General features: G+C 62.6%; 13 protein-coding genes. 10 read left to right on the top strand and 3 right to left on the bottom strand.

The annotated features are described in order from the left end of the window. The first annotated feature begins 6 nt into the window (after positions 1–6). The 5 genes from mfd (at position 7) to NKI08_RS00895 (ending at position 6,691) form a co-directional block, all read left to right on the top strand. Complete coding sequence (gene mfd / locus NKI08_RS00915; protein ID WP_352502470.1) at positions 7–3,504, top strand: transcription-repair coupling factor; 3,498 nt, start codon at positions 7–9, stop codon at positions 3,502–3,504. 179 nt (positions 3,505–3,683) lie between these two features. Continuing rightward, complete coding sequence (locus tag NKI08_RS00910) at positions 3,684–5,057, top strand: class II 3-deoxy-7-phosphoheptulonate synthase (protein WP_352613802.1); 1,374 nt, start codon at positions 3,684–3,686, stop codon at positions 5,055–5,057. A gap of 149 nt (positions 5,058–5,206) precedes the next feature. Then, positions 5,207–5,626: a GFA family protein gene (locus NKI08_RS00905; RefSeq protein WP_352471751.1), complete on the top strand. Its 420-nt coding sequence runs from the start codon at positions 5,207–5,209 to the stop codon at positions 5,624–5,626. Positions 5,627–5,703: 77 nt separating this feature from the next. Next, complete coding sequence (locus NKI08_RS00900; RefSeq protein WP_352471749.1) at positions 5,704–6,063, top strand: diacylglycerol kinase; 360 nt, start codon at positions 5,704–5,706, stop codon at positions 6,061–6,063. A gap of 40 nt (positions 6,064–6,103) precedes the next feature. Beyond that, the gene (locus NKI08_RS00895) at positions 6,104–6,691 is read left to right on the top strand and encodes a hemerythrin domain-containing protein (protein ID WP_352613801.1); all 588 of its coding nucleotides are present in this window, start codon (positions 6,104–6,106) and stop codon (positions 6,689–6,691) included. Between the two features lie 3 nt (positions 6,692–6,694). On the opposite strand, the gene NKI08_RS00890 is transcribed toward NKI08_RS00895, so the two are convergent. Then, positions 6,695–7,282: a DedA family protein gene (locus tag NKI08_RS00890; protein WP_352613800.1), complete on the bottom strand. Its 588-nt coding sequence runs from the start codon at positions 7,280–7,282 to the stop codon at positions 6,695–6,697. Beyond that, positions 7,279–7,842: a DUF1003 domain-containing protein gene (locus NKI08_RS00885; protein ID WP_023680015.1), complete on the bottom strand. Its 564-nt coding sequence runs from the start codon at positions 7,840–7,842 to the stop codon at positions 7,279–7,281. The genes NKI08_RS00890 and NKI08_RS00885 overlap by 4 nt, the downstream gene beginning before the upstream one ends. Positions 7,843–7,925: 83 nt before the next feature. On the opposite strand from NKI08_RS00885, the gene NKI08_RS00880 reads away from it, so the two are divergent. The 5 genes from NKI08_RS00880 to gltX all read left to right on the top strand — a co-directional run bounded on the left by NKI08_RS00880 (position 7,926) and on the right by gltX (position 14,523). After that, entirely contained in the window at positions 7,926–8,639 is a 714-nt protein-coding gene (locus NKI08_RS00880) for a DNA-3-methyladenine glycosylase I (protein WP_352540625.1), read from the top strand. Positions 8,640–8,704: 65 nt separating this feature from the next. Next, a complete protein-coding gene (locus NKI08_RS00875) occupies positions 8,705–10,387 on the top strand; it encodes an NAD+ synthase (RefSeq protein ID WP_352613799.1) in 1,683 nt (560 codons plus the stop codon). 27 nt (positions 10,388–10,414) lie between these two features. Beyond that, positions 10,415–10,828 (top strand): GNAT family N-acetyltransferase, encoded by a 414-nt coding sequence (locus NKI08_RS00870; protein WP_352613798.1) that lies wholly within the window; start codon positions 10,415–10,417, stop codon positions 10,826–10,828. A 382-nt stretch (positions 10,829–11,210) separates the two neighbouring features. Then, the gene (locus NKI08_RS00865) at positions 11,211–13,016 is read left to right on the top strand and encodes an ABC transporter ATP-binding protein (RefSeq protein WP_352766698.1); all 1,806 of its coding nucleotides are present in this window, start codon (positions 11,211–11,213) and stop codon (positions 13,014–13,016) included. Positions 13,017–13,149: 133 nt separating this feature from the next. Next, complete coding sequence (gltX, locus tag NKI08_RS00860) at positions 13,150–14,523, top strand: glutamate--tRNA ligase (protein WP_352471740.1); 1,374 nt, start codon at positions 13,150–13,152, stop codon at positions 14,521–14,523. Here the strand turns inward: gltX and NKI08_RS00855 are convergent. Beyond that, on the bottom strand, positions 14,441–15,625 hold the full coding sequence (locus NKI08_RS00855) for a DUF2865 domain-containing protein (protein WP_352766696.1): 1,185 nt from the start codon (positions 15,623–15,625) through the stop codon (positions 14,441–14,443). The two genes, gltX and NKI08_RS00855, sit on opposite strands and share 83 nt — an antisense overlap. Positions 15,626–15,745 lie beyond the last annotated feature (120 nt).

Genomic DNA, 15,745 nt, shown 5'->3' with positions numbered 1-15,745 from the left:
GTAGCCATGAGCCTTATCCCTACGATCGGTCTGCCGAAAGGCCGCGCCGGCCAGTTCATCGTCGATGGCGTCGCCGACGGCTACGAAGCCTTTGCGCTGGTGCAGGCTGCGCACGAGATCGCCCCTGACAAGCCGGTGCTGTTCGTGGCGCGCGACGGCCAGCGTCTGCCGGCGATCGTCGAGGCGCTTGCCTTTGCCGCGCCGGGCCTGCCGGTGCTGGAACTGCCGGCCTGGGACTGCCTGCCTTACGACCGCGTCTCGCCCGGCGCCGACGCCGCCGCAAGGCGGCTCGATGCGCTGGCAGCGATGATCGCGCTGGCGAAGAAGCCGCACCGCGCCGTCATTCTCACCACCGCGAACGCCTTGCTTCAACGCATTCCGCCGGCGGAACTCGTCGAGGCGCAGACCTTTCACGCCAAGCCCGGCAACCAGATCGACATGAACGCGCTGGTGTCACGGCTGGAGACTTCCGGCTTCGAGCGGGTGCCGACGGTGCGCGGCATCGGCGAATTTGCCGTGCGCGGCGGCATTCTCGATCTCTTCGCGCCCGGCTGGACGGAGGCACTGCGCCTCGATTTCTTCGGCGATACGCTGGAATCGATCCGCGTCTTCGACACCGCAACCCAGCGCACCATCGGCCAACGCAAGTCGATGGCGCTGCAGGCGATGAGCGAGGTGGCGCTGACGCCGGAAACCATCAGCCGCTTCCGCCGCGCCTACATCGAAGCCTTTGGCGCTCCCTCGCGCGACGATGGGCTCTATGCGGCGGTCAGCGAGGGCAGGCGGTTTGCCGGCATGGAGCACTGGCTGCCGTTCTTCTATGAGCGGCTGGAAACCGTGTTCGATTACCTGCCGGATGCGCCCGTGGTGTTTGATCATCTGGCGCATGAGGCACTGGCCGAGCGCCACACTCTGATCCTCGATCATTACGAGGCGCGAAAAAAACAGGCCGACGGCGCCTTGAAGGATGCCGTGCCCTACAAGCCGGTGTCGCCGGATCAGCTTTATCTGTCGCCCGAGAACCTGATTGCCTCGCTTGGTCCGCGCGAAGCGATCGACTTCACCTCCTTCGACGCGCCCGATGCCGGTGCGAAAAAGGTGTTCCATGCCGGCTCGCGCCATGGCCGCAGCTTCGTCGAGGAACGCGCCGACCCTAACGCCAACGTCTTCGACGTCGTCGTCAAACACATTTCCGACGAGCGCGCTGCACGCCGCCGTGTCGTCGTCGCCGGCTGGACTGAAGGTTCGCTCGACCGGCTCGGCCAGATCCTGGTCGAGCATCACCTTGGCAATCTGGAGCCGGTGGCGACGCTTGCCGAAGCCGAAAGGCTTGAGCCAGGGCAGGCGGCCCTGGCCGTGCTGCCGCTCGAATCCGGCTTCGAGACCGAGAAACTGGTCGTCGTCGCCGAGCAGGACATTCTCGGCGACCGGCTGATCCGGCGCTCGAAGCGCAAGAAGCGCGCGTCCGACTTCATCGCCGAGGCTTCGGCATTGTCTTCAGGCGATATCGTCGTGCATGCCGACCATGGCATTGGCCGCTTCATCGGGCTGCGCACCATCGAGGCGGTCGGTGCGCCGCACGATTGCCTTGAAATCCACTATGCCGGCGACGATCGGCTGTTCTTGCCGGTGGAAAACATCGAGCTGCTGTCGCGCTATGGCTCGGATTCGGCCGAGGCGACGCTCGACAAGCTTGGCGGCGGCGCCTGGCAATCGCGCAAGGCACGGCTGAAGAAACGTCTGCTCGACATGGCCGGGCAGCTGATCCGCATCGCCGCCGAGCGACAAATGCGGGCCGCACCGGCGCTGGTGCCGGCGGAAGGCCTCTATGGCGAGTTTGCGGCGCGTTTCCCCTATGAAGAAACCGACGACCAGCAAACGGCAATCGATTCGGTCATGGGTGATCTGGGCGCTGGAAAGCCGATGGATCGGCTGATCTGCGGCGATGTCGGCTTCGGCAAGACCGAAGTCGCGCTTCGTGCCGCCTTCATCGCGGCGATGGAAGGCTTTCAGGTCGCGGTGGTGGTGCCGACGACATTGTTGTCGCGCCAGCATTTCAAGACCTTCTCGCAGCGCTTCTCCGGCCTGCCGATCCGCGTCGCCCAGGCCTCGCGGCTGGTCGGCGCCAAGGAACTGGCCGAGACCAAGAAGGGCGTCGCCGAAGGCCAAGTCGACATTGTCATCGGCACGCACGCACTGCTCGGCTCCTCGATCTCGTTCAAGAATCTCGGCCTGCTGATCATCGACGAGGAGCAGCATTTCGGCGTCAAGCACAAGGAGCGGCTGAAGGATCTCAAGACCGACGTCCACGTTCTGACGCTGTCGGCGACGCCGATCCCGCGAACGCTTCAGCTTGCCTTGACCGGGGTGCGTGAGCTGTCGCTGATCGCCACGCCGCCGGTCGATCGCATGGCCGTGCGTACCTTCATCTCCCCTTTCGATCCGCTGGTCATCCGCGAGACGCTGCTGCGCGAGCGCTACCGTGGCGGCCATTCCTTCTACGTCGTACCGCGTATCAGCGATCTCACGGAAATCCATGATTTCCTGCGCGAATCCGTGCCTGAGCTGAAAGTGGCGGTGGCCCACGGCCAGATGCCGCCCGGCGAGCTCGACGATATCATGAATGCCTTTTATGACGGCCAGTACGATGTGCTTTTGTCGACCACCATCGTCGAATCCGGCCTCGATATACCGACCGCCAATACGCTGATCGTACACCGCGCCGACATGTTCGGCCTGTCTCAGCTCTATCAGTTGCGTGGCCGCGTCGGCCGTTCGAAGGTGCGCGCCTATGCGCTGTTCACTCTGCCCGCCAACCGCAAGCTAACCGATACAGCCGAGCGTCGGCTGAAAGTGCTGCAATCGCTCGATACGCTAGGCGCCGGTTTCCAGCTGGCCAGCCACGACCTCGACATCCGCGGCGCCGGCAATCTGCTTGGCGAAGAGCAGTCGGGCCACATCAAGGAGGTCGGCTTCGAGCTCTACCAGCAGATGCTGGAGGAGGCGGTGGCCGAAGTGAAGGATTCCGGCGAGGTGCAGGACGGCGGCTGGTCGCCGCAGATCGCCGTCGGCACGGCGGTGATGATCCCGGAAAGCTACGTCCCGGATCTGCAGCTCAGGCTGGCGCTCTATCGCCGTCTTGGCGATCTCGAAAATACGGAAGAGATCGATGCTTTCGGCGCCGAGCTGATCGACCGGTTCGGACCGTTGCCGGAAGAGGTAAAGCATCTGTTGAAGATCGTCTTCATCAAGGCGCTTTGCCGCAAGGCCAACGTGGAGAAGCTCGACGCCGGGCCGAAAGGTGTCGTCGTCCATTTCCGCAAGCGGGAATTCCCCAATCCGGTCGGGCTGGTCAAGCTCATCGGCGAACAGGGCTCGCTGGCCAAGATCCGACCCGACCAGAGCGTCGTCTTCAGCCGTGACTGGGCGACGCCCGAGAAGCGGCTGGCTGGCTCAGCGGTTGTCATGACGCAGCTGGCGCGGCTGGTGGAGAAGGCGGCGTAGCAGCGCGTGGCTGGTGCTCTGGGCACAGCCGCATCGGCACTTTCGCAGTGCCGTGCTCATTCGCCACGCGACCACTTCCGGTCTAGAATAGGAAATCGGCTTCGTGTATGGAGCCGCGACCCCATATGGGGCGGATTGGCGGGCGATGGCGTCCGTGTGAAAGAGCGTTAGGTGCTTCGATGACGAAATGGTCGCCGAATTCGTGGAGAGCCAAGCCGATCCAGCAGGTTCCTGCCTATCCGGATCTTGCCGCGCTGAGGAACACGGAAGCCCAGCTTGCCACGTTTCCGCCGTTGGTTTTTGCAGGTGAGGCACGCAAGCTGAAGAAGCAGCTTGCAGCCGTCGCTGCCGGTGACGCATTCCTTCTGCAGGGCGGCGATTGCGCCGAGAGCTTCGCCGAGCATGGCGCCGACAATATCCGCGACTTCTTCCGCGTCTTCCTGCAGATGTCGGTGGTGCTGACCTTCGCCGGCGCCCAGCCGGTGGTGAAGGTCGGCCGTGTCGCCGGCCAGTTCGCCAAGCCGCGCTCGTCCGACAATGAGACCAAGGGCGGTGTAACGCTGCCGAGCTATCGCGGCGACATCATCAATGGCATCGAGTTCGACGCCAAGTCGCGCATTCCCGATCCTGCAAGACAGGAGATGGCGTACCGCCAATCGGCGGCGACGCTCAACCTTTTGCGTGCCTTCGCCCAGGGCGGCTACGCCAGCCTGGAGAACGTGCATCAATGGATGCTCGGCTTCGTGTCCGACAGCCCGCAGGGCGAGAAATACGAATCGCTCGCCAACCGCATCACCGAGACGATGGACTTCATGAAGGCCGTCGGCATCACCTCGGAGACCAATTACGCGCTGCGCGAGACGGATTTCTACACCAGCCACGAAGCGTTGCTGCTCGGCTACGAGGAGGCGCTGACCCGCGTCGATTCGACCTCCGGCGACTGGTACGCCACCTCTGGCCACATGATCTGGATCGGTGATCGCACGCGCCAACCCGACCATGCGCATGTCGAATATTGCCGCGGCATCAAGAACCCGCTCGGGCTGAAATGCGGTCCGTCGCTGACGCCGGATGGCCTGTTGCAGCTCATCGACCTGCTCAATCCGGAGAACGAGCCCGGCCGGCTGACGCTGATCGCCCGCTTCGGCTCCGACAAGGTTGCCGACCATCTGCCCAAACTGCTGCGCGCGGTGCAGAAGGAAGGCCGCAGCGTGGTGTGGTCGTCCGACCCGATGCACGGCAATACGATCGAGGCCGCCGGCTACAAGACACGGCCATTCGACCGCATCCTGAAGGAGGTGCAGACCTTCTTCGAGGTGCACCGCGCCGAAGGCACGCATCCGGGCGGCATCCATGTCGAGATGACCGGCAAGAACGTCACGGAATGCACCGGTGGCGCCCGCGCCATCACCGCCGAAGAGCTGCAGGACCGCTACCACACCCATTGCGATCCGCGCCTCAACGCTGACCAGGCGATCGAGTTGGCGTTCCTGGTCTCCGATCTGCTCAAGAAGAGCCATCCGGTCCAGCACAAGCAGGCCGTTAACGGCTGATATGATCTGAACTTTGATGTCATTGAAGAAGCGCCGGGCGAAAACCGGCGCTTTTTGTATTCAATCCCGCCGGTGTCGCATTTGCTCGTGCCTAACGCGCGCAAAACTGGAATCCTGCCAGGCGATGGCAATTGCATCGGGAGGCCGACATGGCTGACAGTCACACCGGATCATGCTTGTGCGGGGCAGTGCGGTTCAAGACACGAGGACCGCTACGCGGTGTCATCTACTGCCATTGCTCGCAGTGCCGGAAGCAGAGCGGGCATTTTTATGCGGCGACCAACGTTGCCGACCGCGACATTACAATCACCGGCGCGGAGAGCATCACCTGGTACGAGGCCTCTTCGTTCGCCAGGCGCGGCTTCTGCAAGACATGCGGCTCTCTATTGTTCTGGAAGCCGAGCGATGACGGCTATGTTTCGGTGATGGCAGGGCTGTTCGACGCGCCAACCAGGCTCCAAGGCGAATGTCATATCTTCGTCGGCGACAAGGGCGATTATTACGCCATCGATGACGGGCTGCCGCAGTTCGAGAAGTCGACGCCGTCGATCAAGGTGGCAGACGGCTGATTCTTTGCAGAGGCCGCCTTATTCCCTTGGTCCAGCCATTGCGCTATCCCCTGCCGGTGATTCCGAAGGGTTTTGGCATGCAGCGACTGATCGACGCTTTTTACAATTCGGTGCGGGCGTTTCGCAAACTGGCCGCCGGCGAGGAGGCCTTCCAGCTGGAGCTGACGCTGCTCGTGCTTGCCTTGCCGCTCGGCTGGTTCCTTTCGGAATCGTGGCGCGGCTATGCGTTGCTGATCGGCGCGGTGCTGCTCATGATCATGATCGAGGTGCTGAACACCGGCATCGAGGCGGCATGCGACGCGTTCAGCCGCGAATTCAACGTCGATATCCAACTGGCCAAGGATTGCGGTTCGCTGGCGGTGCTGATTTCGGTGGTGATCGCTGCCGGCGTATGGGGCGTCGCCGTCATCGAGCGGATCCTCGGGGTACCGATCTGACGTTTCAGACACTACATGCCGGTCAACTGAGGGGCCCGACATGGCCGATACCACCGGATTTTTGTTGCTTGAACGTGAGGCCCTGCCGGACGATCTGCGCTGGCTGGTCGAAAAATATCCGCGCGAGGACTGGCAGGCGCATGCCAATATCCACGGCATAGCCAATATGTGGCTGCAGCGGCACGACATGTTCCGCGAGCTTGGCGGCATGCTCACCAATGGTATCGGCGATTATCGAGAAAGTAGGCTGAACGCGCCGGAATTCGCGCGCTGGTTCGCGCCGCGCCTCAACCATTTCCTCGGCAATCTCGACGGCCATCACAATGTCGAGGACCATCATTATTTCCCGGTCTTCGCCAGGGCCGAGACCCGTCTGAAGCGCGGCTTCGAGATTCTCGATGCCGATCACCACACAATCCATGAGGGACTGGAGCGCAATGCCGAGGCGGCAAATGCCTTCATCCGCACGCTTCAGGAGAGCGAAGACAAACAGCGTTTCGCCGCCGATGCCTATGCCGACGAGAACGGCCGGCTGATCGCCATGTTGACCCGGCATCTTGCCGACGAGGAAGACCTGATCATTCCGCTGATCCTCGAGAAGGGTGATCGCGCGCTCGGCATTGATTGACGATCAGCTTCCCTTGTGGAGTTCCTTCTTGGCGACGATATGGGCCGCGAGCCAGCCGAGGATGGCCACAACGAGGCCGATTGCCAGAGCGATCAGTAATCGCTCGTGACGAGCCAGCGCTTGGCCGACGATGTGCTCCGCGCCCAGCCCGAAGACATAACCGACAGTGCAGAACAGTGCCGCCCAGACCACCGATGAGATGGCGTTGAGGATGACGAAGCGCGCCGCCGCAATGCCCGACAGCCCGGCGGCGATGCCGCCGACCAGGCGGAGGCCATAGATGTAGCGGTTCGACAGCACGAAAATGTTGGGATGAGAGGTGACAAGGCGGTAGGCGTGGCTGAAGCCCGGCCGGGCTCGGAGCTTGATCACGAATTTATGGTCGGCGAAGCTCCGTCCCAAGATGAAGAAGAACGTGTCGCCACCGAAGGCGCCGAGCGCGGCTGCGAGAAACGCCTGCCACGGGATGAAGACATGCTGATGCGCAAAAAAACCGCCAAGAATTGCGGCGCTTTCGCCCTCTGCGACGCAGCCCAGAAAAACCGCGATCAATCCATATTGCTCAATGAGACGATGGATGACTTCCGTCATGAAGACGTTCGCTGCTTCGACAGAATGTCGTCGATGCGCTTCACCTGCTCGGCCAGCCGGGCGATCTCGTCTCGCATGCCGATGATCTGGCTGTGGCGCAGTTCGTCGAGCTTTTCGTGTAACGCCATGATCTCGATCTCGGCCTTGAGATTAACCTCATAGTCGTGGGCGGCGTCGATTCGATCGCGCTCCGTCTGGCGGTTTTGCGCCATCATGATCACTGGCGCCTGCAGGGCGGCAACCATGGAAAGCACGAGATTGAGGAAGATGAAGGGATAGGGATCGAAGGCGGCGCGCGACAAGAGCCAGACATTGCCTGCCGTCCACAGGATCAGGAAGCCAATGAATGCCAGGATGAAGGACCAAGAGCCGCCGATCCGGGCGATGGTGTCGGCCAGGCGATCTCCAAACGTCTGGTGAAAGGCGACGGCCTTATTGGTGTCCTTGGAGATCGTGGTGCGCTCGAGCGTAGATTGCAGTACCCGGCTTTCGAGCGCGCTGAGGCCGTCCGGCTTTCGCTTCAGCCAGCGGCTTGCCAGGTCCTCGATCGTTTTGTTCATCGTCGCCTCCGTCGTCCGCGATGAGGTAGAAGCTGCCGGTTCCTACGGGAAGTGGTAGATTGACGCGATGGGGTCAGGAAACAATGGTGGATTTTCAGAAAATTCGCGCCCGTGCAGCGAAGCGCAAAGGCGGTGAGGCAGCGCTGACGTCGCTGCTGGGTCCTATGCCCGACAATGCCGCGGTGGCAAAGATTGCGGACGACCGGATCCTGTCGACTATGGCCGAGCGGGTTTTTGCCGCCGGCTTTGTCTGGCGCGTCATCGAGCAGAAATGGCCGGGTTTCGAGGAAGCATTTCTTGGCTTCGAGCCGAAGCGGCTGCTGTTCCAGCCTGACGATTTCTGGCACGATCTCACAGCCGACAAGCGCATCGTCCGCAATCCGCAGAAGATCAAATCCGTACGCGACAACGCAGCCTTCGTCGAGCGCGTGTCGAAGGAGCATGGCAGCTTCGGCAAGTTCCTGGCCAATTGGCCGGCGGATGACCAGGTCGGATTGATGGCCTATCTCGGCAAGCATGGCAGCCGGCTCGGCGGCAATACCGGCCAGTATTTTCTGCGCTGGCTGGAGTGGGACGCCTTCATCGTCTCGGCCGACATGGCGGCAGCGCTGCGCGACGCCGGGCTCGACCTCGCGCAGAGCCCGACATCGAAGAAGGACCTGGGCAAGATCCAAGTGCAGATAAACGCCTGGGCGGCGGAAACCGGACTGCCGCGCCGGCACATTTCGCGCATTCTGGCAATGTCGATCGGCGAGAACCATCCGCCGGAAGCCTTGCGCGAATATATGGGCGAATAGGATCGACTGTTTGGTCCAAACGAACGCCATTGCTCGACGAATTTTGCCGCGCTAAACCCACGGGCATGACAGACAAGACCGCTCCAGACATATTGCGCATCGCCGTCGCCCAGCTCAATCCGACGGTCGGCGACGTCGCCGGCAATCTTGCCAAGGCACGCGAGGCGAGGGCGGATGCCGCCCGCCAAGGCGCCGACCTCGTGCTGTTTACCGAGCTTTTCCTTGCCGGCTATCCGCCTGAGGATCTGGTGCTGAAGCCCGCCTTCCTGAAGGCCTGCGAGCGGGCGGCGGAGGATTTCGCCGGCGATACCGCCGACGGCGGCCCGGGTTTCGTCATCGGCACGCCGTTGAAGCGCAAGACCGGCACGCACAATTCGATCATCTTTGCCGATGGCGGCAAGATCCTTGCCGAACGCTACAAGCTCGATCTGCCGAATTACGGTGAGTTCGACGAGAAGCGCGTCTTCCAGGCCGGTCCCGAGATCCAGGGGCCGGTCAATTTCCGCGGCGTGCGCGTGGGAGTGCCGATCTGCGAAGATATCTGGGGCGAGGTTGCCGTCTGCGAGACGCTGGCCGAAAGCGGCGCGGAAATCCTGCTGGTCCCGAACGGCTCGCCCTATTACCGCGGCAAGGTCGACGTCCGCCACCAGATCGTCATCCGCCAGGTCATCGAATGCGGACTGCCGATTATCTATGCCAACCAGCTTGGCGGCCAGGACGAGCTGGTTTTCGATGGCGCATCGTTTGCCATAGGTTCTGACAAGACGCTGGCCTTCCAGATGAGCCAGTTCGAGGAGACGGTCAACGTCACCACCTGGAAGCGAAAGAATGACATCTGGGTCTGCTCTGACGGACCGATGTCGAAAATCCCGGAGAAGGAGGAGGCCGACTACCGCGCCTGCATGTTGGGCCTGCGCGATTACGTCAACAAGAACGGCTTCAAGAATGTCGTGCTCGGCCTCTCAGGCGGCATCGATTCGGCGATCTGCGCGGCACTTGCCGTCGACGCGCTCGGCGAGGAACGGCTGCGCGCCGTGATGATGCCTTATCGCTACACTTCGAAGGACTCGCTCAAGGATGCCGAGGACTGCGCCCGCGCACTCGGCTGCCGCTACGATATCGTGCCGATCTTCGAGCCGGTCGAAGGTTTCCTGCACGCGCTGACGCAGCTTTTCGAGGGCACCAAGGAAGGTATTACCGAGGAGAACCTGCAGAGCCGTGCACGTGGCACTATCCTGATGGCGATTTCCAATAAGTTTGGCTCGATGGTGGTCACCACCGGCAACAAAAGCGAGATGTCGGTCGGCTACGCGACGCTCTACGGCGACATGAATGGCGGCTTCAATCCGATCAAGGATCTTTACAAGATGCAGGTCTATGCATTGTCGCGTTGGCGCAACGCGCATGTGCCGCCGGGTGCGCTCGGTCCGTCCGGCGAGGTGATCCCGACCAACATCATCGACAAGGCGCCCTCGGCGGAACTGCGAGAGAACCAGATCGACCAGGATTCGCTGCCGCCCTATCCAGTGCTCGATGACATATTGGAGTGTCTGGTCGAGAACGAGATGGGCGTCGACGAGATCGTTGCGCGCGGCCATGACCGGGCGACGGTGGCGCGGGTCGAGCACCTGCTTTACGTCGCAGAATACAAGCGCCGGCAGGCGGCGCCCGGCGTGAAGATCACCAGGAAGAACTTTGGCCGCGACCGCCGTTATCCCATCACCAACCGGTTCAGGGATCGCGGGTAGGCCATTGGCCTGCGTAACGGTTTAGCCATGGCCAACCTTGAAATTAGCTTTGACCTGTCGCGGATCGACTTCCGGGCGACATCCGACATTTTGAAGGCGAGCTATTGGGGCAGCGGCCGCAGCGATGAACTGCACCGCCGCGCTTTTGCCAACTCACTGTGCGTCGGCGCCTATGTCGGCGGCAATCAGGTCGGCTTCGGCCGGGCGATCACCGACCGTACGGTATTTGCCTATCTCGCCGACATAATTGTCTGGCCCGGGTATCGCGGACAAGGCATCGGAACCCGGCTTGTCCAGGCGCTTATCGACCACTCGGACGTCAAGACGGTCACGCATTGGAGCCTGTCGACCAACGACGCCCATGCGGTTTACGAGAAGCTCGGCTTCAGGCCTTCCACCGATGGCCGCTATATGCGCCTCGACCGTATCCCGGCAACCTGAACAGAGGCAGCGCACAACCCGCGATTGTTGCAAAATCGTCTCACTGCTTGGACCAGATGCGCTTTTGGCTATCTACTGACTTGGCGCGGCGTTGAGGCGTCTCTATAAACACCTCTCCGCGATTCCCCTTCAGGAGGAACCGAATGCCAGGATTTGACATCGTTATGCGAGGCTGCGAAGCCTAGGTCTTGGTCAGTGCGCCGCGAGATAGCCTCGCGGCAAGGCTGAACCGAGGCAGGTATTTCGCCGCTGCCGGTCGCCGCCCCTCTACAGGGCCGCCAAATACGCCAAACCTCCGCATCTCCGGGCGCCAAACGGCGCCGACGCGGTTTTTCAATTTCTACTTTCGTGGGATCGGGCTCGTTTGCGCCCGAATGACATCATGACTCGTTTTCGAATAGATTTGCGCGCGGGCGCCTTTCGCAGCGTTCTTGGCTTCACGCTCAGTCATTGGCGGTGTCAGCCGTGGCGGCTTGCCGGCATTATGGGCACATTCCTGCTGTCGACCTTGGCCGACGTGCTGACGCCGCTCTATTCCGGCCGGCTGGTGGATCCCGTCGCCAGCAGTGCTGCGGCCGACGATGTTGCGTGGAACGCGGCGACAGCGGCCTTTTCGATGCTGGTGGCCCTGGCGCTCACCGGTGTCGTGCTGCGCAATCTCGCCTTCATGGCCATTGTCGAGCTGACGTTGAAGATGATGGCGGATATCGCCGCCGACGCCTTCCACCGCGTCCAGCGCTTCTCCACCGACTGGCACGCCAACAGCTTCGCCGGATCGACGGTGCGCAAGATAACGCGCGGCATGTGGGCGCTCGACCTGCTCAACGACACGATCCTGATCGCGCTGCTGCCATCGGTCGTCATGCTCGTCGGCTCGACGCTGCTGCTTGGCTGGTTCTGGCCGCTGATGGGTGCTGTCGTCGCCACCGGTTCGGTTCTGTTCATCGCGGTGACGACGATGCTGTCGCTTGGCTATGTCGCGCCCGCGGCAAGGCTTGCCAATGCGTGGGATACACGGCTCGGCGGCTCGCTGGCCGACGCGGTAAGCTGCAACGCCGTGGTCAAGGGTTTTGGCGCCGAGGAACGCGAGGAGACGCGGCTTGCCGAGGTCGTCGCCAAATGGCGCGGTCGCACGCGCCGCACCTGGATGCGCGGCACCGTCAACGGCACCACGCAAGGGACGATGCTGCTGCTTTTGAGGGCAGCGGTCATCGGGTTCTCCCTGCTGTTGTGGTCGTGGGGGCAGGCGAGCGCCGGCGATGTCGCCTTCGTGCTGACCTCATTCTTCGTGCTGCAAGGCTATCTGCGCGACATCGGCACACATATCCGCAATCTGCAGCGCTCGATCAACGACATGGAGGAACTGGTCGACTTCCAGTCCGAACCACTCGGCATCGAGGATCGGCCCGGAGCCAAACCGATCCGGATCACCGATGGCCGTATCACCTTCGACAATGTCACGTTCCACTATGGCAGCCACCGCCTGCCGCTCTATCGCGACTTTTCGGTGGACATCGCGCCGGGCGAACGGGTTGGGCTGGTTGGCCATTCGGGCTCCGGCAAGACGACATTCGTCAAGCTGATCCAGCGCCTCTACGACGTGACTGCGGGCAATATCCTGATCGACGGCCAGGATATTGCGAATGTGGCGCAGGCGTCGCTGCGCGCACAGATCGCAATCGTCCAGCAGGAGCCGATCCTGTTTCACCGGTCGCTGGCCGAAAACATCGCCTATGCTCGGCCGGCCGCCACGCAGGCCGAGATCGAGCACGCGGCGCGATTGGCCAGCGCGCATGACTTCATTGCCAATTTGCCGAAAGGCTATGGCACGCTGGTCGGCGAGCGTGGCGTAAAGCTATCGGGTGGTGAGCGTCAGCGCGTTGCAATCGCACGCGCCTTTCTTGCCGATGCGCGCATTCTCATCCTGGATGAGGCAACGTCGAGCCTCGATTCGGAATCGGAGGTGCTGATCCAGCAGGCGATGGAGCGGTTGATGGTCGGTCGCACGACGCTGGTCATTGCCCACCGGCTGTCGACGGTGCGGGCGCTGGACAGGCTTTTGGTGTTCGATCGCGGCCGCATCGTCGAAGAGGGCTCGCATGACCAACTGATCCGGCTGCAAGGCGGCATCTACCGCCGGCTGTTCGAACGCCAGGCGCTTGAACTGACCAAAGGCCTGGTGATCTGACGGTTGCGGTGCCGCGCGTCTTGATAGACGTGCGGCGCTGCAGTCTTTTCTTCGCCTTTGTCATGTTCTATGTCTGCCGCCGAGCGCGGGGGCGCGTCTTGTCAACAGCAAAACCATCCGGTACGCCCCGCTCATGACAGTTACCGTCCGTTTCGCCCCGTCACCGACCGGCCGCATCCATATCGGCAATGCGCGCACCGCTTTGTTCAATTGGCTGTTCGCCATCAAGAACAAAGGCCGCTTCATCCAGCGCTTCGACGACACCGACGTCGCCCGTTCGACGCAGGAGTTTTCCGACGCTATCCTATATGACCTGCATTGGCTGGGCATCTTCCCCGATGCCACGGAGTACCAGTCGCGGCGGGTCGAAATCTACGATGCCGCACTGGAGAGGCTGAAGGAGGCGCGCCTCGTTTATGCTTGCTATGAGACGCCTGAAGAGCTCGACCTGAGGCGCAAGGTGCGCCGCACGCGTGGCCTGCCGCCAGTCTATGGCCGCGAGGCGCTGACGCTGGCACCCGAGCAGGTGGCGGAATATGAGGCCGATGGCCGGCGGCCGCACTGGCGCTTTCTGCTGCCCAACTTCAGCAGCGATCCGCTACAGCCGGAGCGCACCGAAATCCACTGGAACGACCTGGTGCGCGGCGAAGAGACCGTCGACCTCGCCTCGCTTTCAGACCCGGTTCTGCGGCGTGAGGACGGCACCTACCTCTACACATTGCCTTCGGTTGTCGACGACATCGACATGGGCGTCAGCCATGTCATTCGCGGCGACGACCACGTCACCAATACCGGCGTCCAGATAGCCCTGTTCCGAGCACTTGGCGCGGAGCCGCCGGTGTTCGGCCACCACAATCTCCTGACAACGGCATCAGGCGAGGGACTTTCGAAGCGCACCGGCGCGCTGTCCATCCAGAGCCTGCGTGAGAGCGGCATCGAGCCGATGGCGATCGCTTCGCTGGCGGTGCTCGTCGGCACCTCGGAAAACGTCGTGGCGGTGCCAACGATGGCCGAGCTAGTCGAGCGCTTCGATCCGGCTGCAACATCGAAATCCGCCGCCAAATTCGACCCGGACGAGCTCTTCGTGCTCAACCGCACGCTGCTGCATCACATGCCGTTTTCCGAGGCGCGCGACCGGCTGATCGTGCTCGGCATCTCCGGCGAACAGGCCGAGTCTTTCTGGCTGGCCGTGCGCGGCAATCTCGACAGGCTGGCCGATGCGGCGATCTGGTGGCGTACGCTTCGAGACGGTCCAGAGGAGCCGGCGGAGTTTTCCGACGAGGACCGCGACTTTCTTCGCCAGGCATTCGAGTTGCTGCCGGAAGAGCCTTGGAACGGCACCGTCTGGAAGGACTGGACGGGCAAGATCCGAGCGGCGAGCGGCCGTAAGGGCAAGGCGCTGTTCATGCCGCTCAGGCTGGCGCTTACGGGACAGCCTTCGGGTCCGGAGCTTGCAGATCTGTTGCCGCTGCTGGGTCGGGAAGGAACGTTGGCCCGACGACCCTGACCTTGCGCTGCTCCGGCGGCGGCAGCGATGTCGGCGAGGGCACAGGTTTGACAGCAAGGCGTCTGATCGCCCCACGGTCGAGGCCGTCTTGCGCATTGGCCAAGGACTCCGGGTCGGCGCCCGGATCAGGCCTGGCAACCGGCAGCGGAATGAACGGGGTACTCTCTACATTCGCCTCGGATTGTTCCCGGGTTGGCGGGTTGCCGGCGATGATCTCGAAATTCTGCGCGGCGTTGCAGCCGCAGGTCGGCGGCCGCGGCATGTCGGATTGCTTGTAGAGGTAGGCCGTCGGCAGTTCGATATAAGGCCTGCCCGTCACCGAAGACGTCATCGACGCCGAATCGCTGTTCACGCCGCGCGTGTAGAAAACCTGCATCTCGGTGCCGGGGCAGCTCGATTCGCAATTCTTCTGATCGCGCTCGAAATCGCCCAGCGAGGCAGCATTCGACATCGGGAAGAAATAGCCGTCGCAGGTCCGCACACACATGGTGCGGAATTCGCCTTGGGGCTGGCCCATGTCGGCGCTGTTGAGCACGGTGCGGATGTTGCCCGGCTGGCTCAGTTCTTCAGCCTGGTCGGCCTCTTCGGGCTGACTGCCCAAAAGCTGGTCGAGCAGGTTTCGCTTGCCGTTTTCACGGTTGGCTTCGCGGACCGGCGCGGGCGTCCGCGCCGCCGCATCATCGCGGCAGCCATTGGCGTCAAGCAACGTCAATATGCGCGCACGATCACGTCGCGAACCACCGCCGGCAAGGTCGCCGCGCTTGGCCTGCAGGGCGTCGAGATTGGCTGCCATGCGATCGATGGTGGCGTCGAGTGCTGCGCATGCGTTGGCGTTGCGGCGAGACAGCGAAAAGCCGCAGCCGGCGCTGCTGGCCTGGCTGACGGCCTTTGAAATCTGCTGGCGCTGCCGGACGATTGCGTCGTCATATTTCCTGAGCAAAGCCGGTTTGCCGCCGCCACCACGAGAAGCGGCGGCAAGATCGGCTTCAAGCTGGCGGCAGAGGCGCGGAGCGGCCCGCGCCTGAGTGACGGCAATGTCGCACATTAGCAGGGCACCGAGCAGCGCGGCGGCACGCGTCAGCTTCCAACATGCGCCCGTCATCCCTCCGAAACTCCGCCTGCCTGTCGTTCAGAAAGCTACCGCGCTTGCGGTTAATCGTTTGTTTAGCATACCGCCGATTCCAGCTTCAGCCCAAATCGGCGATGGCTTGCGCCAGTGCGC

It is taken from the genome of Mesorhizobium sp. M0768 (assembly GCF_040320195.1).
Taxonomy (GTDB): domain Bacteria; phylum Pseudomonadota; class Alphaproteobacteria; order Rhizobiales; family Rhizobiaceae; genus Mesorhizobium.
The sequence above is the reverse complement of the archived record's forward strand: the minus strand, read 5'-3'. Positions and strand labels throughout refer to the sequence as shown.